This window comes from Mycolicibacterium arabiense (assembly GCF_010731815.2).
Taxonomy (GTDB): Bacteria; Actinomycetota; Actinomycetes; order Mycobacteriales; family Mycobacteriaceae; genus Mycobacterium; species Mycobacterium arabiense.
This window is the reverse complement of sequence record NZ_AP022593.1, coordinates 5,867,664-5,888,683: the sequence shown is the minus strand read 5'-3', so window position 1 is coordinate 5,888,683 and position 21,020 is coordinate 5,867,664. Positions and strand designations below refer to the sequence as shown.

Genomic DNA, 21,020 nt, shown 5'->3' with positions numbered 1-21,020 from the left:
GGACCGGGGCCCTCCAAATGACGACGCTGACCAGCGATCGAGTCCTCACCGCCACCGACGATCTCGTCGCAGCCTTCGCGGCCACCGACACCGCCGCGTACTTCGGCGCCTTCTCCCCCGACGCCACGTTCGTCTTCCATCCCGAGCCGGCGCGCCTGAACGACCGCGCCGCCTACGAGGCGCTCTGGGCGTCGTGGCTCGCCGACGGATGGCGGGTGGTGTCCTGCGTCAGCAGCGACCGGATGGTGCAGACGTACGGCGACGTGGCCGTACTCAGCCACACTGTCGACACCGTCACGTCGGTCGGCGGTGAGCAGACCAGCACCCGCGAGCGCGAGACCATCGTGTTCGTCCTCGACGGCGACCGCCTCGTCGCCGTGCACGAGCACCTCTCCACGGCACCGGCAGTCTCGTGACCGAACCACTGGCCGCACCACCGAAGATCACCGAGGTCGAAGCCCACGGCGTCGAGCCCATTCCCGACGCCGAGCGGACGGCGCGGCCGCTCGACCTGTTCCGGCTGGTCTTCGGGGGCGCGAACACCATCGCCACGGTGGTTCTCGGTAGCTTCCCGATCATCTTCGGGCTGTCCTTCCGCGATGGCCTGCTCGCAACGCTTCTCGGCCTCATTCTCGGCGCGGCGATCCTCGCACCGATGGCCCTGTTCGGTCCGCGCAACGGCACCAACAACGCGGTGTCGTCCTCGGCGCACCTGGGCGTGCACGGCCGCGTCGTCGGATCGTTCCTCTCGCTGCTGACCGCGGTCGCGTTCTTCTCCATCTCGGTGTGGACCTCCGGCGACGTCCTCGTGGGCGGCGCCACCCGCGCCATGGGTGGCGCACCGGACGCAGCGCCCAATGGCGTCGCGGTGGCCCTGGCGTACGGCATCTTCGCCCTGATGGTGCTCGTCGTGTGCATCTACGGATTCCGATTCATGTTGTTGGTCAACAAGATCGCGGTGATCGCGGCCACGGTGCTGTTCCTGCTGGGGATCGTCGCGTTCGGCGGGACCTTCGACGCGGGCTACGCGGGCATCTTCGGCCCGGACGCCGACGCCGCGACGAACGCCCTCTACTGGCCGTCCTTCGTCGGTGCGGCGCTGATCGTCATGTCCAACCCGGTGAGTTTCGGTGCGTTCCTTGGTGACTGGTCCCGTTACATCCCCCGCGAGACGCCTGCGTGGAAGTCGATGGCCGCCGCATTCGGCGCCCAGATCGCCACCCTGGTGCCGTTCCTGTTCGGCCTCGTCACCGCCACGGTCGTCGCGTCCAACGCACCGGAGTTCATCGACGAGGGCAACTACGTCGGCGGACTGCTGGCCGTGTCACCGAGCTGGTACTTCCTTCCCGTATGCCTCATCGCGCTGATCGGCGGCATGTCGACGGGCACCACCGCGCTGTACGGCACCGGCCTGGACTTCTCCAGCGTCTTCCCGCGCTTCAGCCGCGTGCAGGCGACCGTGTTCATCGGCGCGATCGCGATCGGGTTCATCTTCGTCGGCAAGTTCGCGTTCAACGTGGTGCAGAGCATCTCGACGTTCGCGGTGCTGATCGTCACGTGCACCGCCCCCTGGATGGTCGTCATGATGATCGGCTGGTTCGTCCGGCGCGGCTGGTACGACTCGGACGCACTGCAGGTCTTCAACCGCCGCCAACGCGGCGGCAGGTACTGGTTCACCCACGGCTGGAACTGGCGAGGCCTCGGCGCGTGGCTGGTGTCGGCGGCGTTCAGCATCTGCTTCGTCAACCTGCCCGACCAATTCGTCGGTCCCCTCGGCGATCTCGCCGAGGGCATCGACCTGTCCATCCCCGTCGGCATCGGACTGGCCGCGGTGTTGTATCCGCTGCTGCTGTGGGTCAAGCCGGAGCCCGCCGATGCCTTCGGTCCCGACGGGTCGCGCCTGGTGCCCGTGGGACCGCCGTCGAACATCCCCATCACGTACGTGGACGCACCGGGAACCATTGCCAAGACCCCCTTGGCCGAGAACGAGGAGTCGACGACATGAGCACCATCGGACCCATCGACGCCTCCAAGACGCCGCGCTTCGCCGGGCCCGCGTCATTCGCCCGCCTGCCGCGTCTCGACCAGGTGCCCAAGGCCGACATCGTCGTGGCGGGCGTGCCGTTCGACTCCGGGGTGTCCTACCGCCCCGGCGCCCGGTTCGGCCCGACCCACGTGCGCGAGTCGTCGCGACTGCTGCGGCCATACCACCCGGGCCTCGACGTATCGCCGTTCGAGATCGCGCAGGTCGCCGACGCCGGCGACATCGCGGTCAACCCGTTCAACATCGGTGAGGCCATCGAGACCATCGAGGCGGCAGCCGTTGCGCTGACCGCCGACGGCACCAGCCTGGTCACCATCGGCGGCGACCACACCATCGCGCTGCCCCTGCTGCGTGCTGCCGCGCAGCGGCACGGCCCGGTCGCGCTGGTGCACTTCGACGCGCACCTCGACACCTGGGACACCTACTTCGGCGCGGAGTACACCCATGGCACGCCGTTCCGCAGGGCCGTCGAGGAGGGCATCCTCGACACCGAGGCGTTGTCGCACGTCGGCACTCGCGGTCCGCTGTACGGCAAGAAGGACCTCGAGGACGACCGCCGCTTCGGGTTCGGCATCGTCACCTCGTCCGACGTGTACTACCAGGGCGTGCGGGAGGTCGTCGACAAGCTCCGGCAGCGCCTCGGCAACCGGCCGGTCTACGTGTCGATCGACATCGACGTCCTCGACCCGGCGCACGCACCGGGTACCGGCACACCGGAGGCGGGCGGCATCACCAGCCGCGAACTGTTAGAGATCCTGCGCGGATTCCGCGGGCTGAACCTCGTCGGCGCCGACGTCGTCGAGGTCGCCCCCGCCTACGACCATGCCGAGATCACCGGCGTCGCAGCCTCGCACGTGGCCTACGACCTGGTGACGCTGCTGGCGATGCGGCACGAGGAACGCGCGGCGTGACTAGAAACGGCGGCGACGTCGTCGTCGAAACACTCGGTGCGCTGGGCGCTTCGCACGTCTTCGGCATCCCGGGTCAGCACGCCCTCGGCCTCTTCGACGCGATCCGGCGCAGCGACCTGAAGTTCGTCAGCTCGCGCATCGAGAACAACTCGGCCTTCGGCGCCGACGGGTATGCCAGGGCCACCGGCGAGGTCGGCGTTCTGTTCCTCTCGACCGGACCGGGCGCGCTGACCGCGCTGGGGGCACTGCAGGAGGCCTACGCCACCGGTGTGCCGCTGCTCGTCATCACCAGTCAGGTGCCGCGCTCGGGGCTCGGGTTGCGGCGCGGCATGCTGCACCAGCTCGACGACCAGCAGCGCAGCGCCGTCAACGTCACCAAGAGCACCGCCGTCGTCGAACATGCCGCGCAGATCCCCAGCCTGCTCGCCGACGCATGGGCACTCGCGCAGTCCGCTCCGGCAGGCCCGACGTGGGTCGAAGTGCCGCAGGACGTCCTGCTCGAACCGGTGGACGTGCCCGCCGTAGCCGGCGTGACCGCGGTCGACGTCACGCGCGCCGCCCGCCCCGAAATCCTCGACGCCGCAGCCGAATTACTCAGTGCCGCAGCGCGACCGGTCATCCTCGCCGGTGGCGGCGTGCGGCGCTCCCGCGGCGGGTCGGAGGCACTCGTCGCCCTGGCCGAACTCCTGGACGCGCCCGTGGTCTCCACCGTCGGCGGCAAGGGCGCGATCCCGTTCGCCCATCCACTGTCGGCGGCGTCGTGGATCGAGGACCGCCACACCACCGACCTGCTCGCCGACGCCGACGTGCTACTCGCAGTCGGGACGGCGATGGGCGAGGTGACCAGCAACTACTTCACGTTCGCACCGCGTGGCCGGCTGATCCACGTGGACGCCGAATCCCGCGTGCTGCAGGCCAATCACCCCGGGCTGGCCGTACACGCCGACGCCGCCGAGGCGCTGCGCGGGATCGCCGACCGCGTGACACCGCGCGAGCAGGGCACCGGCGCCGAGATCGCGGCCATGCTCCGCCGGTCCGTCGAGCAACGACTCGACGGCCAGGACGTCGATGCCGAACGACGACTGATGTCCGATCTTCGCGCCGCCGTTCCCGCCGCGGCTCACACCTTCTGGGACATGACCATCGCGGGCTACTGGGCGTGGTCGGCCTGGGACCCGCTCGACGGCGACTTCCACTCCGCTCAGGGTGCAGGCGGTCTCGGCTTCGCCTACCCCGCCGCCGTCGCGGCGGCCATCGGATCGGGTCGGCGCACGTTCGCGGTGTCCGGCGACGGCGGTGCCATGTACTCCATCGCCGAACTCGCCACGGCCCGCCAGCACGACGCGGACGTCACCTGGCTGATCGTCGACGACGGCGGCTACGGCATTCTGCGCGAGTACATGACCGATGCGTTCGGTCAGGCGACGGCCACCGAGCTGTCCCGACCCGACTTCGTGGCGCTGGCAGGCAGTTTCGGCATCCCGGCGCACGTGGCAACACTGGACGACGTCGGCGAGGTGGTCGCCGGCACCTTCACCACCACCGGACCCGCCGTGGTCGTCCTGCCCGCCGTACTGAAGATGTTCTCTCCCACCTGAGCGAGGAGTCACACCATGGGTAAGCCACTCGACGTCGTCATCGTCGTCGTCTATCTCGCCGCCATGCTGGCGTTCGGCTTCTGGGGCAAGACGCGGACGAAGGACTCCGCGGACTTCCTCGTCGCCGGGCGCCGGCTCGGACCGGGGCTCTACACCGGCACCATGGCGGCCGTCGTGCTCGGCGGCGCGTCAACGGTCGGCGGCGTGGGGCTGGGCTACCGGTACGGCATCTCCGGCATGTGGCTGGTCGTCGCGATCGCCGTCGGTCTGCTGCTGCTGTCAGTGGCGTTCGCGGGGCGCATCCAGCGGCTGCGGGTGTACACGGTGGCGCAGATGCTCAAGCTGCGCTACGGCGTGGACGCGACGTCGACGTCGGGGATCGTCATGGTCGCCTACACGCTGATGCTGTCGGTGACGTCGACCATCGCCTATGCCACGGTGTTCAACGTGCTGTTCGGCACCGACCGGACGGTGTCGGTGATCATCGGCGGCGCAATCGTGATGCTCTACTCCGCGATCGGCGGCATGTGGTCGATCACGCTGACCGACATGGTGCAATTCATCCTCAAGACGATCGGCATCTTCTTCCTGCTGCTGCCGTTCACATGGCAAGAGGCGGGCGGATTCGAGGGCATCCGCGAGCGGGCCGGTGAAGCCGCCTTCGACCTCGGCACGATCGGCACCCAGACGATCATCACGTTCTTCGTCGTCTACAGCTTCGGCATGCTGATCGGCCAGGACATCTGGCAGCGGGTCTTCACCGCGCGCTCGCCCAAGGTGGCGAAGTGGGGCGGCACGGCCGCGGCCATCTACTGCCTGCTGTACGGCGTCGCGGGTGCACTGATCGGCACGGCGGCATCGACCTTCCTGCCCGACGTCGAGGCCAGTGACGACGTGTACGCCCAGATCGCCGAGTCGATCCTCCCCGTCGGCATCAGCGGCATCGTGCTCGCTGCCGCCGTGGCGGCGATGATGTCGACGGCGTCGGGCGCGTTGATCGCCACCGCCACCGTGGCCCGAACCGACGTGAAGCCGTTGCTGGGCAGACTGATCGGGCGTCACGAGACCGCGGAGCAGAACACCGAGCGGACACGCGGTGAGCAGGAGGGCAACCTGCACTCCGACCGGCTGTACGTCGTGGTTCTCGGCATCGCCGTCATCGTGATCGCCGCACTGCTCAACGACGTGGTCGCCGCCTTGACCGTCGCCTACGACATCCTGGTAGGCGGTCTGCTGGTGTCGATCCTCGGTGGCTTCCTGTGGAAGCGCGCCACCGGGACCGGGGCGCTGTGGTCGATGATCGCCGGGACCGTCGTCACGCTCGGCACCATGTTCGTCGTCGGCGACGTGCTGGCCAACGAGCCGATCTACTACGGCCTCGCCGCGAGCCTGATCGCCTACGTGGTGGGGAGTCTGGTCACCAAGCGGACGCCCGCCGAGGTACTCGAGGTGTGGGACGCCCGGTTGGCGGGACGCGACACCGCCGACACCGATCGCGTTGCCACGTGAGGAGGCCATCCGCGGCTAGACTCCCGGCATGCACCGCCGGCCAATCATCCGCGTGAGCGTTGCGCTGCTTGGCATTTCGTGGCTGACCGGGTGCGCTGCGCCACCGCAGGAGACCGAGGCCACCTCGTCTGCGGCTCCGGACTCCCCGACCCCGTCGACGTCGCAGGCGATGCCACCCCCGGCGCCCGCGGCGGTCACCAAGCAGTGGGTGGACCTGGCGGTGGGTGAGTGCGTCGCGGAGGTACCGGCGGTCGACGTCGGAATCGCAACCGTCTCCGTCGTCGATTGCGCCACGCCGCACCGCGCCGAGGTATACCTGCTGGCTCCGGTCGCCGTAGATGCCGCCATCGCCGACGTGGGCGACCAGGCCTGCGCGTCCGGCGTCGACGCATACACCGGCGGCGGCCGCGGTGACCTGTCCATCACGTATCTGATCGATTCGAAGCAGGACCGCACCGGGGCGATTCCGCTGCCCAGCACCGTGATCTGCCTGCTGCAGGACGCCGGGGGCGCGCCATTGACCGCATCCGTGCGAGGCTGACCGACCGTGACGTCACTACGAGTGGGATGTGTGTTCCGGCCGGAGAACCCGCCGGAGACGCTGGCAACGGCTGCGCGGGCGGCCGAGGCCGCGGGCGTGGACGAACTGTGGCTGTGGGAGGACTGCTTCTTCCACGGCGGCTTGTCGGCCGCGGCGATCGCACTCGCCACCAGCACCACCCTGGTCGTGGGCGTAGGGGTGCTGCCGGTGCCGCTGCGCAACGTCGCGTTGTTGGCGATGGAGATCGCGATGCTCGAGCGGACGTTCCCGGGCCGGCTGCGGGTCGGCGTCGGTCACGGCGTCCAGGACTGGATGGCGCAGGTCGGCGAACGCGTCGGTTCGCCGTTGACGCTGCTGCGCGAGTACACGACCGCGCTGACCGCCCTGCTGAACGGTGAGACCGTCGACGCCGCGGGCCGGTACGTCACGCTGTCGGACGTCCGTCTTGACTGGCCGCCGAGCACGCCCGTCGAGGTGCTGCTCGCTGCGACGGGCCCGAAGACGCTCGCGTTGAGCGGCGAACTCGCCGCAGGAACCGTGCTGACGTCGGGCACCTCGCCCGACGCGGTGCGGGAGGCGGTGTCGATCATCCGGGCCGCGGCCGAGCAGCCGCGGCCACACCACGTCGTCGCCTACGTGTCCTGCGGTCTCGACGACGACCACGCCGACGCCGAGGTGTGTGGCTCCGCGGAGCAGGTCGCGCACGGTGCACGGCAATGGATCGACGCCGGCGTGGACACCATCGTGCTGCAGCCCCGCGTCGGCGAGGACGCAGAAGAGTTCATCCGTGCGATCGGCACCCGCGTCGCTCCACTGCTGCGGGGCTAGATCGCGCCGAGGAAGCCGTACGGGAACTCGAACTGAGACGGCGCCTCGATGGTCGGCGCGAACTGGCCCTCGTAGTTGCCCGGCGTCTGGCAGACCGTGGTCTCCTGACCGCGGTTCTGGCACGATGCCAACTCCGTGGCTGCAGACGCATTCGGCGCCAACGAGATTCCGGCGGCAACGGCTCCGGCGGCCAGTCCGGCCAGGATCAGGGTGGGTTGAATCTTCATGTGCGGCACTCCCTCGTCGTGTGTTGCGCTCCACCGTGGGGCACCATTTGAGAATCGTCGAAGCGGACGTCATCCACATCGACGCAGGCGGCCATCCGGGCGTGCGCGTTTCCGCACGGCGGGCTACCTGCTACCCGGTAGTGGCCACCCGGTCAACGCGTCAGATCGGCGACGATCGTGGCCGACCAGGCTGCGACGCCAGCACCGACGTCGGGGGTTCCGCCCCGACCCCACATCGATCCGATCGCATTGACGTGCAGGGCATCCCAATCGTCGCAGGACGGCTGCGCGCGCACCGACTGCGGAACGCACCAGAGTCGCCTCCAGTCGCGTCCGTTCGCCGTCGGTGTCTCGCTCATCGTTCGATGGAACGTCGACGGGCATGGTCGGCGCAACTGAATTTCCGCGGACGCGGCGTCGGTCAGGGCGTGAGGATGACCTTGACGCAGTCGCCGGACCGTGCCGCCACGGCGGCGTAGGCGTTCGCCGCGTCGTCGAGACCGTATGTGTCGGTGAAGATTCCGCTGACGTCGAGACGACCCGACTGCAGCAGCGGGAGCAGCTCGGGCCAGGTGCGCTGCACCGGGGCGGTCGTCATCCGCATCGTCACGCTCCGCACGAGGTTCATCAGCGCGGGGAACGGGAACGGGTTGAGGTCGTGCACGCCGACGACGGACACCGTGCCGCCCGGACGCACGCACGTCAGCGCCGCCGTCATCGTGGCGTCGTTGCCGACCGCGTCGATGACCGACGCCGCTCCCCTGCCGCCGGTGGCGTCGTGCACCGCGCCGATGTCGGCTGGATGAAGAGGCGTGGCACCGCTCTTCGCGGCACGGTCGCGCCGCCCCTCGACGGGGTCGACGGCGAACACCGTTCCGGCGCCGAGGACGATCGCGCTGCGCACGGCGCACAATCCGACGGCGCCGAGGCCGAACACCACGACCGTCCCTCCCGGCGGGATGTCCGCGCGCTGCGCACCCGCCCACCCCGTGGCGAGGTTGTCGGTGAGCAGCAGTGCCTCCTCGCTGTCCAAGTCCTCGGGCACGGCGAGCAGTTGGAAGTCCGCGGCGGGGACGGCGAGCAGATCCGACTGCGCCCCACCCAGCACGCCGGACCCGAAGATCTGCGGTCCGGACAGACACGTCACCGGGTCGCCCGACGCGCAGCCGACACAGCATCCGCAACCGGCGACCGAGGACACCAGCACGGCGTCGCCGACCCGCACGGTCCGCACGTCGGGTCCGACGTCGACCACGACGCCGACCGCTTCGTGACCGAGCGCGACCGGCTCCCCGAGGGGGAAGTCGCCCTCGTAGAAGTGCAGGTCCGACCCGCAGATCGCACTGGCGGTCACCTCGATGACCGCGGCGTCGGGGCCGGGCAGGACGGGATCGGGCCGGTCGTCGACTCGAACCCGACCCGGGGCGTCGATCACCACTGTTCGCATGACAGCCGAGTCTATGGTCGGATCCCCTGGTCGAGGCGAGAACTCGTCGGCCCGCCCCTTGACGAATGAATTCGATTTCCTATCATGGGCGTTGGAGGGGAGTACCCGCCCAGCTCCAGATCGTCATTACGGCAGTTCCGTGCAACTGCCCGGTCTGAGCGCCACCGTCCGGCGAAAACGCCGGTGGTGGTCGGGAAGACCTCCGGTCTCATCGACCGGAGGACACGACCGTGACCGTTCCGCTGTGGGCCTGGGCCGCCGTGCTCGGTGCCATTCTCATCATGCTGGCGATCGATCTCTTCGCCCATCGCAAGGCACACGTCGTCGGTGTGCGGGAAGCCGCCGCGTGGTCCGCCGTGTGGGTCACCTTGGGCGTGTCCTTTGGCGGGATCGTCTGGTGGGTGTGGGGCACGGAGTTCGCCGCCCAGTACTTCGCGGGCTACGTGATCGAGAAGTCCCTGGCCGTGGACAACGTGTTCGTCTTCGCGATCATCTTCAGTTACTTCGCCGTCCCACGGGAGTACCAGCACCGGGTGCTGTTCTACGGCGTGCTCGGCGCGCTGGTGTTCCGGGCGGTGTTCATCGCCGCCGGGTCGGTCCTCATCGCCAGCTTCGCCTGGATCCTGTACATCTTCGGCGCGTTCCTGGTGGCGACCGGTATACGAATGGCTCTGCACCGCAACGACACCATCGACCCCGAGCGCAGCATCGTGCTGCGCCTGTTCCGCCGGATGATCCCGGTCACCGACACCTACCACGGCCAGAAGTTCCTCATCCGCCGCGCCGGCCGATGGGTGGCCACCCCATTGCTGGCGGTCCTGGTGCTGATCGAAGTCACCGACATCGTCTTCGCCGTGGACTCGATTCCTGCCATCTTCGCCGTCACCCAGCAGCCGTTCCTGGTGTTCACCTCGAACGCGTTCGCCATCCTCGGACTACGGGCGATGTACTTCCTGCTCGCCGACCTGATGCACCGCTTCGTCTACCTCAAGCTCGGTCTCGCCCTGGTACTGGTCTGGGTCGGCGTCAAGATGCTGCTGCTGGAGGTGTACAAGATCCCGACGGGCATCTCGCTCGCCGTCGTCATCGCCGTCCTCACCGTCGCGGTGACCGCCAGCTGGATGCGCACCCGCAACGAAGGGAGTGCTGCGGCACAATCAGTCTCAGAATGACCGACGACGACGGTTCGCCCCTTCCCTCCCGTAGATCTCACGCGGTGCGGCTCGCGGTGTTCGCGGCCTTCCTGCTGGGCCTGTTCTACCTGGTGGGGGTCGCACGCGTCGTCGACCTCGACGTCGTTCGCAGTGCCGTCTCTGCCACCGGACCCGCTGCGCCGTTGGCCTACGTCGTGGTCTCGGCGGTGCTCGGCGCGCTGTTCGTTCCCGGCCCGCTGCTCGCAGCGGGCAGTGGCGTGCTGTTCGGCCCGGTGACCGGAACCTTCGTGACCCTCGGCTCGGCCGTGGGCACCGCGGTGATCACCAGTCTGATCGGGCGGCGGGCAGGCCGCGACAGTGCGCGTGCCCTGCTGGGCGCCCGCCGGGCCGACCGCATCGACGAGCAGATCCAGCGGCACGGCCTGTGGGCCGTCGTCGGACAGCGATTCGTCCCGGGCATCAGCGACGCGTTCGCCTCCTACGCGTTCGGCGCGTTCGGAGTTCCGCTGTTGCAGATGGCGGTCGGAGCGTTCATCGGGTCGGCCCCGCGGGCGTTCGTCTATACCGCGCTGGGTGCGTCGATCGGTGATCTGTCGGCGCCGCTGGCGTACACCGCGATCGGGGTCTGGTGCGTCACCGCCGTGATCGGAACCTTTGCGGCGCACCGGGGATGGCGGGCGTGGCGCAACCGGTCTACGGAGCCGAACCCGCCATGTGCATCGTCGCCAGGTGACTGAACAGCATGGAGGCGCCGATCGGGTTGCCACCACCTGGATACGTCGTGCCCGACACGGCGGCCATCGTGTTGCCCGCCGCGTAGAGACCGGGAATCGGGCGGCCGTCGGTGTCGAGTACGCGGGCGTGCACGTCGGTCCGCAGCCCGCCCTTGGTGCCGAGGTCGGAGACCCCGAACGCCGCCGCACGGTAGGGCGGCGTGTCGATCGGCGCCATCGGCGGCGCACCGCCGGTGAATGCGAGGTCGAAGGGCAGCGCGCCGCGGCCGAAGTCGTCGTCTGAACCGGTGGCGGCCAGTTCGTTGAACCGGCGCACCGACGCTGCGAGTTCGTCGGCGGGGACCTCGATGACCTCGGCGATTTCGTCGAGGGTCGCCGCCTCCCGCCACAGCCCTTCCGACTGGTACTCGCTGGTCGGCGCGAACGAGACGTTGGTCGCGAGCACGGGCGGTCGATCGCCGTCCCGGCTGTCGTACACCAGCCAGAACGGCCGGCCGACGGTGCCTTCGGCCATGGCCTTCAGGATCTCCCGCCCCGAGCGGTCGTAGGCGGTCGATTCGTTGACGAACCGTTGCCCGCGCTTGTCGACGAACATGCCGCCGGTGATTCCGAGTGCGAACGCCGCCCGCCCGTCCGGATGGATCAGACCCGGAGACCACCACGCCTGATCCATCAGATCCGTGCTCGCCCCGGCGGCGATCGCCGCGCGGTGCGCCTGCCCCGTGTTGCCGGGCGCGCCCATGCTGTCGGTCGTCGAACCGGGCACCCCATATTGCGCGCGCATGTCCGCGTTCTGCTCGAAACCGCCCGCTGCCAACAGGACTCCGCGGCGGGTCCGGATGACCTGTCGTTCGCCCCGGTGGTCCACGACGGCGCCGATGACCCGGCCGTCGTCGACGATCAGATCGACGAGGCGGGTCTCGAGGTGGGCGGCCACCCGGGCGTCGTCGGCCATCGCGGCGAGGAACCGACCGACGAGTGCGCGCCCGCCGACGAGCAGGTCCGGCGCAGGGCTCCCGAGGCGTTCGTGGTCGAGTGGGCCGCGCACCAGGCCCTGGAACCGGCCGAGCCGGCTGTCCGGGACCGCCCTGGACACGATGTGTCGCATACCGTCGGCACGTGCTCCCGGCGTCTCCCCGTAGTAGTCGGGCCACGGCAGGATCTTGAACGCGAAGCGCTCGTCGCGTTCGAGGTAGTCGATCAGGGCGGCACCGCCGCGTACGTAGGCCTCCTGCAGGTCGGCAGGCGTACGGTCGCCGACCACGGCACGGAAGTAGCGCAACGCGTCGTCGATGGTGTCGTCGCAGCCCGCGCGAACGAGGACGGGGTTGCAGGGAAACCACATCCCGCCCCCGCCCGAGTAGGCCGTCGTTCCCCCGAATCGATCGGTGGCCTCGACGAGCAGCACGCTGAGTCCCTCGCGGGCGGCGGTATAGGCACCGGCGACTCCCCCGCCCGAACCCACCACTAGCACGTCGACCGTGTCGTCGAGCGCCCTCACGAGCTCTGCCCGTCCTCGCTGCCCATGACGTCGGACCCTACGCGGGACGCTCGTATGTCACCGACGATTCGAGAATCAGCAAACCCCTGACGCGTGCGTCAGCGGGGCATCCGGGGTAGTGTCGGGCGACTGCCCCAGCGGTCGCTGCCAGCAACGATCCGGCCCGGAGGGTGGAATGACCGTCGACGAGTGGTCGTTATCGTCTGCCGGAGCCGACGTTCGGAGCGACGCCGGTCATGTCTGCGAGGTGGACCGGCTGTTGAAGGCCGTGCAGGAGCTGTCGTTCGCCCGCACGCTGGCCGACATCGAGCGCACGGTGGCGACGTCGGCACGCGAACTCACGGGCTGCGACGGCGCCACCATCGTGTTGCGCGACGGTGACATGTGCCACTACGCCGACGAGAATGCGATCTCGCCGCTGTTCAAGGGCAGCCGATTCCCGATGGACTCGTGCATCGGCGGTTGGGCGATGGTCAATCGCTCCGCCGTCGTGATCCCGGACATCTACGACGACGCGCGCATACCCCATGCCGCCTACCGTCCGACGTTCATCAGGAGCCTGGTGATGGTGCCGATCCGCAGCCTCGACCCCGTCGGCGCGATCGGAAATTACTGGGCGGACGAACGGGAACCGTCCGAGCGGGAAGTGGCTCTACTGCAAGCCCTTGCCGACGCGACGTCGATCGCCATGGAGAACGTCCACGTGTATGCCGAACTGGAGCAACGGGTGCTCGACCGGACCGTCGAGCTGGAGCGGGCCAACGAGGAGATCCAGCGGCTGTCGGTGACCGACGACCTCACCGGCGTCGGCAACCGCCGAGGTTTCTACCTCGCGGCGGAGCCGGCCCTGCTCGAGGCCCGCCGGACCAATCGCGAGTGCGTGTTCGGCTTCGTCGACGTCGACGGGCTCAAGCTCGTCAACGACGAGATGGGACACGCGGTGGGCGACGCGCTGATCGCCGACGTGGCGAGCGTGCTTCGAGCCACGCTGCACGAGTCGGACCTCCTCGCCCGGATGGGCGGTGACGAATTCGCCGTCCTCGTCACCTCGTCCGAGGCCGATCCCAGCGAGCTGCGGGAACGGCTCCTCGCCGCGCTGCAGCGGTTCAACGACACCACGTCAAGGCCGTACCGCATCTCGGCGAGTTTTGGGTTGATGCGCGTGTGCGCCACCGATTCCGGCTCGGTCGACGAGCTGCTGGCGCGTGCCGATGAACTCATGTACCGCCAGAAGCGGGCCCGGCTGACCTAACCGCGGCCGGTCACTCCGCGGGCACAGAGGTCGGCGATGTTGGCCGAGGGCGACGTCTGGGTGGCCGTACCGAGGCTGACGTCGGGCGTGAGCCGGCGCACGTCGCGGATGAATTCCTCGACACTGTCCGGGCTTTCGCCGACGAAGCAGGCAGCGAACTCGTCGCCCCCCAGCCTGGCCAGCACCGTGCGTCGGGCCGTCGATGTTGAGGGCGACGACGGTCACCGCTACCGGCGTAGCGCGGTGTCGCGCAAGCAGGTCCGTGGTCTCGATCTCCCAACCCGCGCGGTTCAGCAGACCCGTGAGGGGGTCGGTGCAGGCTGCGGTGAACATCGCACGCACGAGTAGGCCGAAGGATTCTGCGGCGCCGGTGATCGCCACGGTGATGATCAGGAAGGTGATGACGCCGACGTGCGGAGCAGGCGCGATGGCGACGGCCAGCACGCAGGCGGCGGTGAGGACGGCGATCAGCGTCCATGCCCGGCGAGTCGGATGGAAGGCGCGGATGTACATCGCAAGGAACATCGGCGCGATCAGGCAGACGTATTCGGCGGTGATGGTGACGTGGAACGCCATCACGATCGGGGTCGCCGCGATCGCAGCCCATGTAGCCGGCGTGAACCGGTCGGGTTTGACCACGAGCTGGAGCAGTCCGAGGACGCCCACGGCGATGGCGATGATGCCGCCGACCGGATTGCCGTACTCCAGGTCGGTGCGCACGGGGAACAGGGTGAAGACGACCCCGTAGGAGTAGAGGAACGTCGTCGCGCTCAAATAGATCCGCAGCATCCGCACGCGCTGCCTGCCGACCGCGCGGTTGTTCCCCGCAGCGGGCGAACCGAGGCGATGCACGACGACCCCGCGGGTCACCGGGTCCAGTCCGCGGCCTGCTCGTCGGCGATGCGCCAGCTCACCGATGTCACGCCATCGTGCTGACTGAGTTCCCGGACCGCCGTCTCGGCGGCCTGGTCGTCGCGCGCCGACGTGAAGTACTCGGCCTCCACCTCGACGTGGCCGGGGTCGTGAGCCGGCCGGGTCCGCACGGCGCGCAGTCGGAAAGCCGGGGAGGGCAGCGCAGTCGAGATCAAGGCCTTGACGGCCGCGCCCGCCTCCCGCGGACACATCACCTCGACCAGGTAGTCGGCGGCCGCGACTTCCCGGCTGCGGCCCGCGGTGTGGACGCGGTCCATGCGATTGGCCAGCGGTTGTAGGAACCAGTTGGCCGCGACGATGACCGTGGCACCGGCGATCGCCTCGCGCCACATCCACGCGCCGGCGAGCGCGCCGACGGCCGCCGTGGACCAGAGCGTGGCGGCGGTGTTCAGGCCCGTCACGGACAATCCTTGCTTCATGATGACGCCGGCGCCGAGAAAGCCGATCCCCGAAACGATCTGGGCCGCGACGCGAAGCCGGTCACCCTCCTGGTCGAAGCTGTAGGCGCTCAGGATCAGGAACAGCGACGAGCCCATGCTGACCAGGGCCATGGTCTGCAGGCCCGCCATCCGCGACCGCCACTGACGCTCGAACCCGATTGCGACGCCGAGCAGGGTCGCGAGCCCGACACGGGTCAGCAGATCGACCGCCAGCATGCCGTGATCATGCTCCACGCAGACCGTGGAGGTGGTCAGACACGCTCGACGGGGCACTCGGCGAGCGTCGACTTGTCGTCGTCTTCGACGGCGATCGTCGACGGAAAGTCGACGTTCGCGGATGCGAAGTGGGGCGGGCGGGGCTCGAACCCGCGACCTAGGGATTATGAGTCCCCAGCTCTGACCGACTGAGCTACCGCCCCGATCCGCCTAGCCTGCTTCGATGACGTGCACAGCAAAGCCCACCGCTAAACGTGGAAATATCGTACCCCAGCACCTTTCAGGTCCTCCGCACGCGACAAGCCCCCTCGCATCGGCGAGGGGGCTTGTCCGGCGGTACGGGCTACTCCGAATCGCCGTCGTCGGCGGCTGCATCCTGCGGTGTTCCGTCGGCCGGGGCGGAGGTTCCGGTGTCGGACTCCTCGGCCTTGGGCGGCGTGAAGACCTTCTGGAGGTTCTTGCCGACCTCGGCGAGGCCGTCGTGAACGCCCTTGATGGCTCCCGAGATCGGGTTGTCGCGGACCACGTTGAACTCCGGCTTGTTGGCCGGCGTCTTCGGCTCCGTCGTCGGCTGGGCGCCGGTCGACTTCACCTGCGTGGTGCCCGCGCCGGCCGGGATGGAGGCCCCGGCACCGGCCGGCGCTGACGGCACGTCGGGCACGTTCGGCAGGACGGCACCGTTGACCTGGTCGGTCGCGCCCTGGGCGGTGTTGCGCACGTTGGTGATTCCGGGAGCGAGTCCCGAGGGCAGCGCATCCCGCACTCCGAAGATCGCCGGGTCCGCCACGTACAGCGGAGCGTCGATCGTGTTCTCGATCAGATCACGCAGTGCATCCGGATTGCCCGAGGCGAGAGTCGCCAGGCGGGCGGGCCCGAGCACGAGGGACGCGAGCAGGCGCAGGCCCGAGGCGCCGAGGCCCTCGATGATGTCTGCGGCCGAATCCACCGGCCCCGTAGTGGGGGTGTAGTCCTGGTATCCGATCGCGCCGGGCTTCTGGAACTCGGCGACGGTGTTGGCCACCACTTCACCGAACCGAACGAGTGGGTCGTTCGAGTCGGCAACCGCCAGCGCAGTCGAGTTGCCACCGGCGGGGGCCGCCAGCGTAGCCAAACCCTCTTGTGGCAGACCGAGATTCCCGCCGATGACGTTGCCGAGGTCCGGGAAGGCTTCGAGCAGTCCTGGCAGCGCGGTCGGGCCCGTCGGCAATCCGAGGAGCCCGGCGATGATCGCCAGCGGGTTCGGGCCGGCCAGCGGTCCGCGCACCCCTGGCACCCCGCTGAAGAACGCATTCTGCGTGCCTGCCACTAGCGCCGTGAGCAGATCCTGTGGCACTCGGCCGTAGTCGACGTCGGGGAAGCTGAGGAACGGCGCGAACTCGCTGCCGAAGTTCCCCGAGAAGTCGCGGGGGTAGGGGTCCAGGGGGTTCGTCATGTCCTGGGTCACGTTGGTGTACCCGAGATTTACCAGCAGCTTCAGCGCTGGCTCGAGTGCGTCGGCGAACGGGTTGGTGAACCCGAACGCTCCCCCGGTGAACAGGTTCGCGATGTCGGTCGGGTACCGGAACGGCTCCAGCAGCGGTAGGGCGTCCGATTCGAACGTGAAGAATTGGTTGAGCGCCTCGAAGCCCTCTTCGGGGATGTCGAGACCCAGGCCATTGGCCAGGTCGACCAGGGTTTCCCGGCTGATGTTGAGAGGGAACGTGATTGGCTGCCCGAGGATCTCCGTCGTCACGTCGACCGTCTTGCCGTCACCGATCGCCGCCGACAAGACGTTCCCAAGTACGCTGCCGAGCACCGGTTCGAGGATGGATGCCAGCACCGCCGGGTTGGTGACATCAGTACCCCGCAGGATGTACGTGGGGAACAGGAGAGCGGCACCGTTGTTGGCGAGGGTGAACGGGTTCGGCCACGCCGCGAAGTCCGACAGCGGGTCGTACTCCACGGTGCCGTCGACCTTGATCGGCACCAGGACCGCCCCGCCGCTCTGCTCCACATCGACTTCGGGGGTTACGACACTGTTCTGCCCGAGGGCTGCGAGGAATGGGTCCAGCAGGGGTGCAAAGCGTGCGGCGAGACCACCGTCCGCGCGACCAGGGTTGCGCAGCAGGATCATCGGCAGGATGGTCAGTGAGGTCTCCCCCACGCTGGGCGTGGGGTCGTTAGCCCCACCGGGCTGGTTCGGCAGGTCGGCGACGACGTCGGGATAGGCCATGCCGGTGGCCAGTGAACCGAGACCGAAGGCGATCACGATCGGGACGCGCAAGTTCGGCACGCTGATCGGCACGGATGCACCGACGGTGATCTCCTTGGGCACCAAACCAGCGGCGAGGTTGCCTGCGGCCGTCGCAGCGGTGTTTGCCGCAGCGGTGGCGAGTGGGGTCGCGATGGCCTTGGCACAGTTGTCGCGCGCACTGCTACTGAGGAACCGGCAGCCGATGCTGTTGCGCGCCGAGTTGAAGGTGGCGTTGTAGACGGTGTTGTACGTCGGTTGATACGCGGCGTTGTAGGCAGCGTTGTAAGCCTCCGTCCGCAACGTGTCGTAGCCCGGCGTGGGGATCGTCGTCGGCGGAACGCCGATGGTGGTGTCGATCCCGCCATAGGGCGTCGTGTTGATCGCGTTGGCGATCTCGCTCGGAAGCGCAGGCACCCACGTCGGGTTGAGGCCGAGGATTCCCAGCGCGCCGAAGGGCGGCCCGGTCGTGATCACCTTAACCGGCAGGTCGATAGGATCGCCGCCGGGGATCGGAATGGTCGTTGGGATCGGGATCAACTGGTCGAGCGACGGCACGTCGATGCCGAGCGCGGCGAGTGCATCGGCGAAGGTCGGGAAGGTGGCCGCAGCCAGCGCCACGTCCTGATCCGAGTAGACGGGCGACGGCAGCGCGGCGGCAGTGGCCGTTGGTGCAGTCAGACTGACCGTGAGCGCAGCCGTAGTCGTGGTTACGGCACTGATCATTGCTGCTTTGCGCAACGACCGACGCACAGCCTTCTGACGATGTCTCCCCATGATGTTTCCTCCCCAGGAACGAATGTGTGACGAGGCTAACACCGCAAACATCGGCGGGCAATCAAAACCAAAGGTTTTTTCGAACTTTCGTACGATCTTGAAATAGCGTCTGATCAGCGATGATCAATCAATATGCCGGTCGTCGGGCAAGAAGCCTCGACGTCCCGCGAGCGTCACCGGGGAAGTCAAGATCGGTCGTCAGCAATGTTTCCGTAGTCAACGTCTCGAACTCTCCGCTGAACTCCCGTCGCGCCGATCCCTGCGAGTCTTGATCAGGGGAGCGCTTAGCTGTGTACCCGGCCCGCACCGCCAGAGGTGCCGCGCGGCGACAGCCCGCCGGTCGACGCGGAAAAGGCCGTCGGAGAGCGCGTCACCCACCTGTGCCGTCGGCCCCAAGATGCCGACGGCAACGGCCCAATCGCCGACTGTGACTGCGGCGAACGGTATTTGACGGCGAGGCCCTGCCCTCAGGCGTACACCGGCTGGCCGTCGCTACCCAGCAGGTACCGCTCGGTGCCCTCTGCGACGCGGGGCGCATCGGCCGCCAACGCGACGGCAATCTTGTTGGCGGCGTTGCGCATCACGTCCAGCGTCAGCTCCAGTGCCTCGCTGGCACTGAAGTGCTCGTGCACGCCGGCAGCCACGTCGGGTTCGATGCGCGAGGGCGTCCAAATCAACGCATCGACGAAGCGAAGCGCCGCCTTGTGCCGCCCATCGAGCAGTTCGGACGTCTCGTAGCTTTCGATGTCGCCGTACATGGATTCACTGCCACCGGCGTCGAGCGCCGCACCCTCGCGCAGCGACTTGCACAGGCGGCACGCATGCTGGACTGCGCCGCGCAACCGCACCACCTCGGTAGTCACGGGATCCAAGGCCCGCATCGCACCGACCGTCGGCGCAAAGCGGTTGAGCACCAGGTCGATCGGCTCGACATCGTGGTCCCAGCCAGCCGGTTCCGGGATGGCGGGCAGACCCAGCGCCGCCAGACCGGCCGACACCCTCGGCACGAAGTCGGCGATGAACACGCAGACCGTCACCGTGAACGCGTCGTTGCCGGTGGCCGCCAGGAAGGCACCTCGCTGGGCTTCGCTGATCGACGACACGTCGGCCGCGAACTGCTCGGCGAAGTCGCGAATCGCGGCACCGTCGGATGCGGCCGAATCCGAGGGCAAGGCGGGCAGCGACATCGCGTCCGCGCATACGCGACGCACCTGCGCATTTACCGGGCCGAGGTCGCTCGGCGACACCGCGATCATCCGGCTCAGCAGGTCATACGGTGCTTCCGGAAGGTCCATGTCGCGATTATTGCGCCTGGCTCACCGATGACATGTGGAAGTCGGGAATCCGCAGCGACGGCATGGCCGCCCGCGTCGCCCAGTCACCCCACTCTCGCGGCAAGGTGACCTCGCTGACGCCCGCCTCGGTCGCGCGCCGCAGCAGGTCCAGAGGGCTCTCGTTGAAGCGGAAGTTGTTGACTGCGGCGGTGACTTCGCCATCCTCGACCAGGTACACCCCGTCGCGGGTCAGCCCCGTGAGTAGCAGAACGGTGGGATCGACCTCACGCATGTACCACAACGTCGTGAGCAACAGTCCGCGCTCGGTGCTTGCCACCATGTCCGCCAGACTGGCCGTCCCGCCCGTCATCAGCAGGTTGTCGGCCGCCACCGTGACCGGTACGCCGAACTCGGCCGCCGCCGCGCGCGGGTAGGCCAGCGCGTTGACCGCACCGTCGCGCAACCAGTCGACGCGGCCGATGTCCATCCCATTGTCGAACACCGACGCCCGCTCCGACGAACTCGTCGCGGTCACGAACGGCGAGCACCGAAGGCCTGCCGCGTCGGGGTCGGAGTACAGGGTCAGCCCGAGGTCACCGAGGCGCTCCCCCAACCGCGTGCCCCCTGGCGCGGACAGCGCCGTGCGACCTTCCTGCGCGCCGCGGCCGTCCATGCTCCACGCCAGATAGATCATCATGTCGGCGACGGTCGAGGGAGGCATCAGCGTCTCGTACCGCCCCGCGGGCAGCTCGACGGTGCGCTCCGACCAGCCGAGCCTGGTCGCCAGGTCGTCCAGCATCGAATCAGTTGGAACGTCGACGAAGTCAGGCGTGCTGACCCCGGCCCACGCACTGCCGCCGGACCGCTTGGCATTGATCTCCACGGTGCCGGTCGGCTGAGTGTGCCTGCGGCGCAGACCGTTCGACGTGGCGACGAACGTCGTCTCGAGTTCGTGCCTGGCGAAGCCGTACAGCGTGTCGGCGGCGCGGAACCCGCGCGCCAGGCTCTGCGCCACGCCACCGAACACCGTGGCGCCCGTCGTCGGTACCGGATCGTGCCAGTCACCGGGAGCAGGCGTGCCCGCCAATGCCGGTGCTGCATCGCGTGCCTCGGGCGCCGCCGCGGCCGCCGCCTGCGACGCCGCCACCAACGGTGCAACGGCATTCGGGTCGACCTCACTGGACTTCACCGAACCGACGAACGCCGCGTCACCGCGGCGGACGATCGAGATCACGGTGGTGTCGCGTCCGAGCGACTCGCCGTTGGTGGTCATCGAGTTCCCCGCCCACCGCAGTGAGGCGGTCGACCGGTCGGTGACCAAGACGATGGTCTCGTCGGCTCCACCGCGCCGTTTCGCCTCTGCCAGAGCCAGTTCCACCACCCGCGGTGCGCCGATCATGGCTG

General features: G+C 68.7%; 18 protein-coding genes and 1 tRNA gene. 10 read left to right on the top strand and 9 right to left on the bottom strand.

Going from position 1 to position 21,020, the window contains the following annotated elements; translation table 11 throughout:
* Positions 1 to 17 precede the first annotated feature (17 nt).
* From G6N61_RS29950 to G6N61_RS29920, 7 genes are read left to right on the top strand one after another with little or no spacing between them, the layout of a single operon-like run.
* Positions 18 to 416 (top strand): YybH family protein, encoded by a 399-nt coding sequence (locus G6N61_RS29950; protein ID WP_163924451.1) that lies wholly within the window; start codon positions 18 to 20, stop codon positions 414 to 416.
* Positions 413 to 2,005, top strand: coding sequence for a purine-cytosine permease family protein (locus G6N61_RS29945; RefSeq protein ID WP_163924450.1), 1,593 nt, complete (start codon positions 413 to 415; stop codon positions 2,003 to 2,005). The genes G6N61_RS29950 and G6N61_RS29945 overlap by 4 nt, the downstream gene beginning before the upstream one ends.
* Positions 2,002 to 2,955, top strand: coding sequence for an agmatinase (gene speB / locus G6N61_RS29940; protein WP_163924449.1), 954 nt, complete (start codon positions 2,002 to 2,004; stop codon positions 2,953 to 2,955). Before G6N61_RS29945 ends, speB begins: the two co-directional genes overlap by 4 nt.
* Complete coding sequence (locus G6N61_RS29935) at positions 2,952 to 4,553, top strand: thiamine pyrophosphate-binding protein (RefSeq protein ID WP_163924448.1); 1,602 nt, start codon at positions 2,952 to 2,954, stop codon at positions 4,551 to 4,553. The genes speB and G6N61_RS29935 overlap by 4 nt, the downstream gene beginning before the upstream one ends.
* Positions 4,554 to 4,568: 15 nt before the next feature.
* Positions 4,569 to 6,062, top strand: coding sequence for a sodium:solute symporter family protein (locus G6N61_RS29930; RefSeq protein WP_163924447.1), 1,494 nt, complete (start codon positions 4,569 to 4,571; stop codon positions 6,060 to 6,062).
* A gap of 28 nt (positions 6,063 to 6,090) precedes the next feature.
* Positions 6,091 to 6,603: a hypothetical protein gene (locus tag G6N61_RS29925; RefSeq protein ID WP_235887348.1), complete on the top strand. Its 513-nt coding sequence runs from the start codon at positions 6,091 to 6,093 to the stop codon at positions 6,601 to 6,603.
* 6 nt (positions 6,604 to 6,609) lie between these two features.
* Positions 6,610 to 7,431, top strand: coding sequence for an LLM class flavin-dependent oxidoreductase (locus tag G6N61_RS29920; RefSeq protein ID WP_163924446.1), 822 nt, complete (start codon positions 6,610 to 6,612; stop codon positions 7,429 to 7,431).
* Here G6N61_RS29920 and G6N61_RS29915 read toward each other — a convergent pair.
* From G6N61_RS29915 to G6N61_RS29905, 3 genes are all read right to left on the bottom strand, one after another.
* Positions 7,428 to 7,658: a hypothetical protein gene (locus tag G6N61_RS29915; RefSeq protein WP_163924445.1), complete on the bottom strand. Its 231-nt coding sequence runs from the start codon at positions 7,656 to 7,658 to the stop codon at positions 7,428 to 7,430. The genes G6N61_RS29920 and G6N61_RS29915 overlap by 4 nt on opposite strands.
* A gap of 152 nt (positions 7,659 to 7,810) precedes the next feature.
* Complete coding sequence (locus G6N61_RS29910) at positions 7,811 to 8,017, bottom strand: hypothetical protein (RefSeq protein WP_163924444.1); 207 nt, start codon at positions 8,015 to 8,017, stop codon at positions 7,811 to 7,813.
* Positions 8,018 to 8,079: 62 nt separating this feature from the next.
* Positions 8,080 to 9,105: a zinc-binding dehydrogenase gene (locus G6N61_RS29905; protein WP_163924443.1), complete on the bottom strand. Its 1,026-nt coding sequence runs from the start codon at positions 9,103 to 9,105 to the stop codon at positions 8,080 to 8,082.
* 230 nt (positions 9,106 to 9,335) lie between these two features.
* Between G6N61_RS29905 and G6N61_RS29900 the strand changes: the two genes are divergently transcribed.
* A complete protein-coding gene (locus G6N61_RS29900) occupies positions 9,336 to 10,277 on the top strand; it encodes a TerC family protein (RefSeq protein ID WP_163924442.1) in 942 nt (313 codons plus the stop codon).
* A complete protein-coding gene (locus G6N61_RS29895) occupies positions 10,274 to 10,996 on the top strand; it encodes a TVP38/TMEM64 family protein (RefSeq protein ID WP_163924441.1) in 723 nt (240 codons plus the stop codon). Before G6N61_RS29900 ends, G6N61_RS29895 begins: the two co-directional genes overlap by 4 nt.
* On the opposite strand, the gene G6N61_RS29890 is transcribed toward G6N61_RS29895, so the two are convergent.
* The gene (locus G6N61_RS29890; protein ID WP_163924440.1) at positions 10,953 to 12,494 is read right to left on the bottom strand and encodes an FAD-binding protein; all 1,542 of its coding nucleotides are present in this window, start codon (positions 12,492 to 12,494) and stop codon (positions 10,953 to 10,955) included. The two genes, G6N61_RS29895 and G6N61_RS29890, sit on opposite strands and share 44 nt — an antisense overlap.
* Before the next feature lie 175 nt (positions 12,495 to 12,669).
* Between G6N61_RS29890 and G6N61_RS29885 the strand changes: the two genes are divergently transcribed.
* The gene (locus tag G6N61_RS29885; RefSeq protein ID WP_163924439.1) at positions 12,670 to 13,746 is read left to right on the top strand and encodes a GGDEF domain-containing protein; all 1,077 of its coding nucleotides are present in this window, start codon (positions 12,670 to 12,672) and stop codon (positions 13,744 to 13,746) included.
* An 866-nt stretch (positions 13,747 to 14,612) separates the two neighbouring features.
* On the opposite strand, the gene G6N61_RS29875 is transcribed toward G6N61_RS29885, so the two are convergent.
* The 5 genes from G6N61_RS29875 to G6N61_RS29855 form a co-directional block, all read right to left on the bottom strand.
* The gene (locus G6N61_RS29875; RefSeq protein ID WP_163924438.1) at positions 14,613 to 15,335 is read right to left on the bottom strand and encodes an MgtC/SapB family protein; all 723 of its coding nucleotides are present in this window, start codon (positions 15,333 to 15,335) and stop codon (positions 14,613 to 14,615) included.
* 129 nt (positions 15,336 to 15,464) lie between these two features.
* Positions 15,465 to 15,538, bottom strand: a tRNA-Ile gene (locus tag G6N61_RS29870).
* Positions 15,539 to 15,678: 140 nt separating this feature from the next.
* Positions 15,679 to 18,291 (bottom strand): alpha/beta hydrolase family protein, encoded by a 2,613-nt coding sequence (locus G6N61_RS29865; RefSeq protein WP_163924437.1) that lies wholly within the window; start codon positions 18,289 to 18,291, stop codon positions 15,679 to 15,681.
* Positions 18,292 to 18,809: 518 nt separating this feature from the next.
* Positions 18,810 to 19,637 (bottom strand): carboxymuconolactone decarboxylase family protein, encoded by an 828-nt coding sequence (locus G6N61_RS29860; protein ID WP_163924436.1) that lies wholly within the window; start codon positions 19,635 to 19,637, stop codon positions 18,810 to 18,812.
* Positions 19,638 to 19,644: 7 nt separating this feature from the next.
* Positions 19,645 to 21,015, bottom strand: a complete 1,371-nt coding sequence (locus G6N61_RS29855; protein WP_163924435.1) for a metallopeptidase TldD-related protein — start codon at positions 21,013 to 21,015, stop codon at positions 19,645 to 19,647.
* Between the last annotated feature and the right edge of the window lie 5 nt (positions 21,016 to 21,020).

What these genes read in the sequence shown, in the direction of transcription:
- G6N61_RS29950 (WP_163924451.1), top strand. Translation starts at nt 18, where the DNA reads ATGACGACGCTGACCAGCGATCGAGTCCTCACCGCCACCGACGATCTC.
- speB (WP_163924449.1), top strand. Translation starts at nt 2,002, where the DNA reads ATGAGCACCATCGGACCCATCGACGCCTCCAAGACGCCGCGCTTCGCC.
- G6N61_RS29930 (WP_163924447.1), top strand. Translation starts at nt 4,569, where the DNA reads ATGGGTAAGCCACTCGACGTCGTCATCGTCGTCGTCTATCTCGCCGCC.
- G6N61_RS29925 (WP_235887348.1), top strand. Translation starts at nt 6,091, where the DNA reads ATGCACCGCCGGCCAATCATCCGCGTGAGCGTTGCGCTGCTTGGCATT.
- G6N61_RS29915 (WP_163924445.1), bottom strand. Translation starts at nt 7,658, where the DNA reads ATGAAGATTCAACCCACCCTGATCCTGGCCGGACTGGCCGCCGGAGCC.
- G6N61_RS29910 (WP_163924444.1), bottom strand. Translation starts at nt 8,017, where the DNA reads ATGAGCGAGACACCGACGGCGAACGGACGCGACTGGAGGCGACTCTGG.
- G6N61_RS29905 (WP_163924443.1), bottom strand. Translation starts at nt 9,105, where the DNA reads ATGCGAACAGTGGTGATCGACGCCCCGGGTCGGGTTCGAGTCGACGAC.
- G6N61_RS29895 (WP_163924441.1), top strand. Translation starts at nt 10,274, where the DNA reads ATGACCGACGACGACGGTTCGCCCCTTCCCTCCCGTAGATCTCACGCG.
- G6N61_RS29885 (WP_163924439.1), top strand. Translation starts at nt 12,670, where the DNA reads ATGACCGTCGACGAGTGGTCGTTATCGTCTGCCGGAGCCGACGTTCGG.
- G6N61_RS29875 (WP_163924438.1), bottom strand. Translation starts at nt 15,335, where the DNA reads ATGCTGGCGGTCGATCTGCTGACCCGTGTCGGGCTCGCGACCCTGCTC.
- G6N61_RS29865 (WP_163924437.1), bottom strand. Translation starts at nt 18,291, where the DNA reads ATGATCAGTGCCGTAACCACGACTACGGCTGCGCTCACGGTCAGTCTG.
- G6N61_RS29860 (WP_163924436.1), bottom strand. Translation starts at nt 19,637, where the DNA reads ATGGACCTTCCGGAAGCACCGTATGACCTGCTGAGCCGGATGATCGCG.
- G6N61_RS29855 (WP_163924435.1), bottom strand. Translation starts at nt 21,015, where the DNA reads ATGATCGGCGCACCGCGGGTGGTGGAACTGGCTCTGGCAGAGGCGAAA.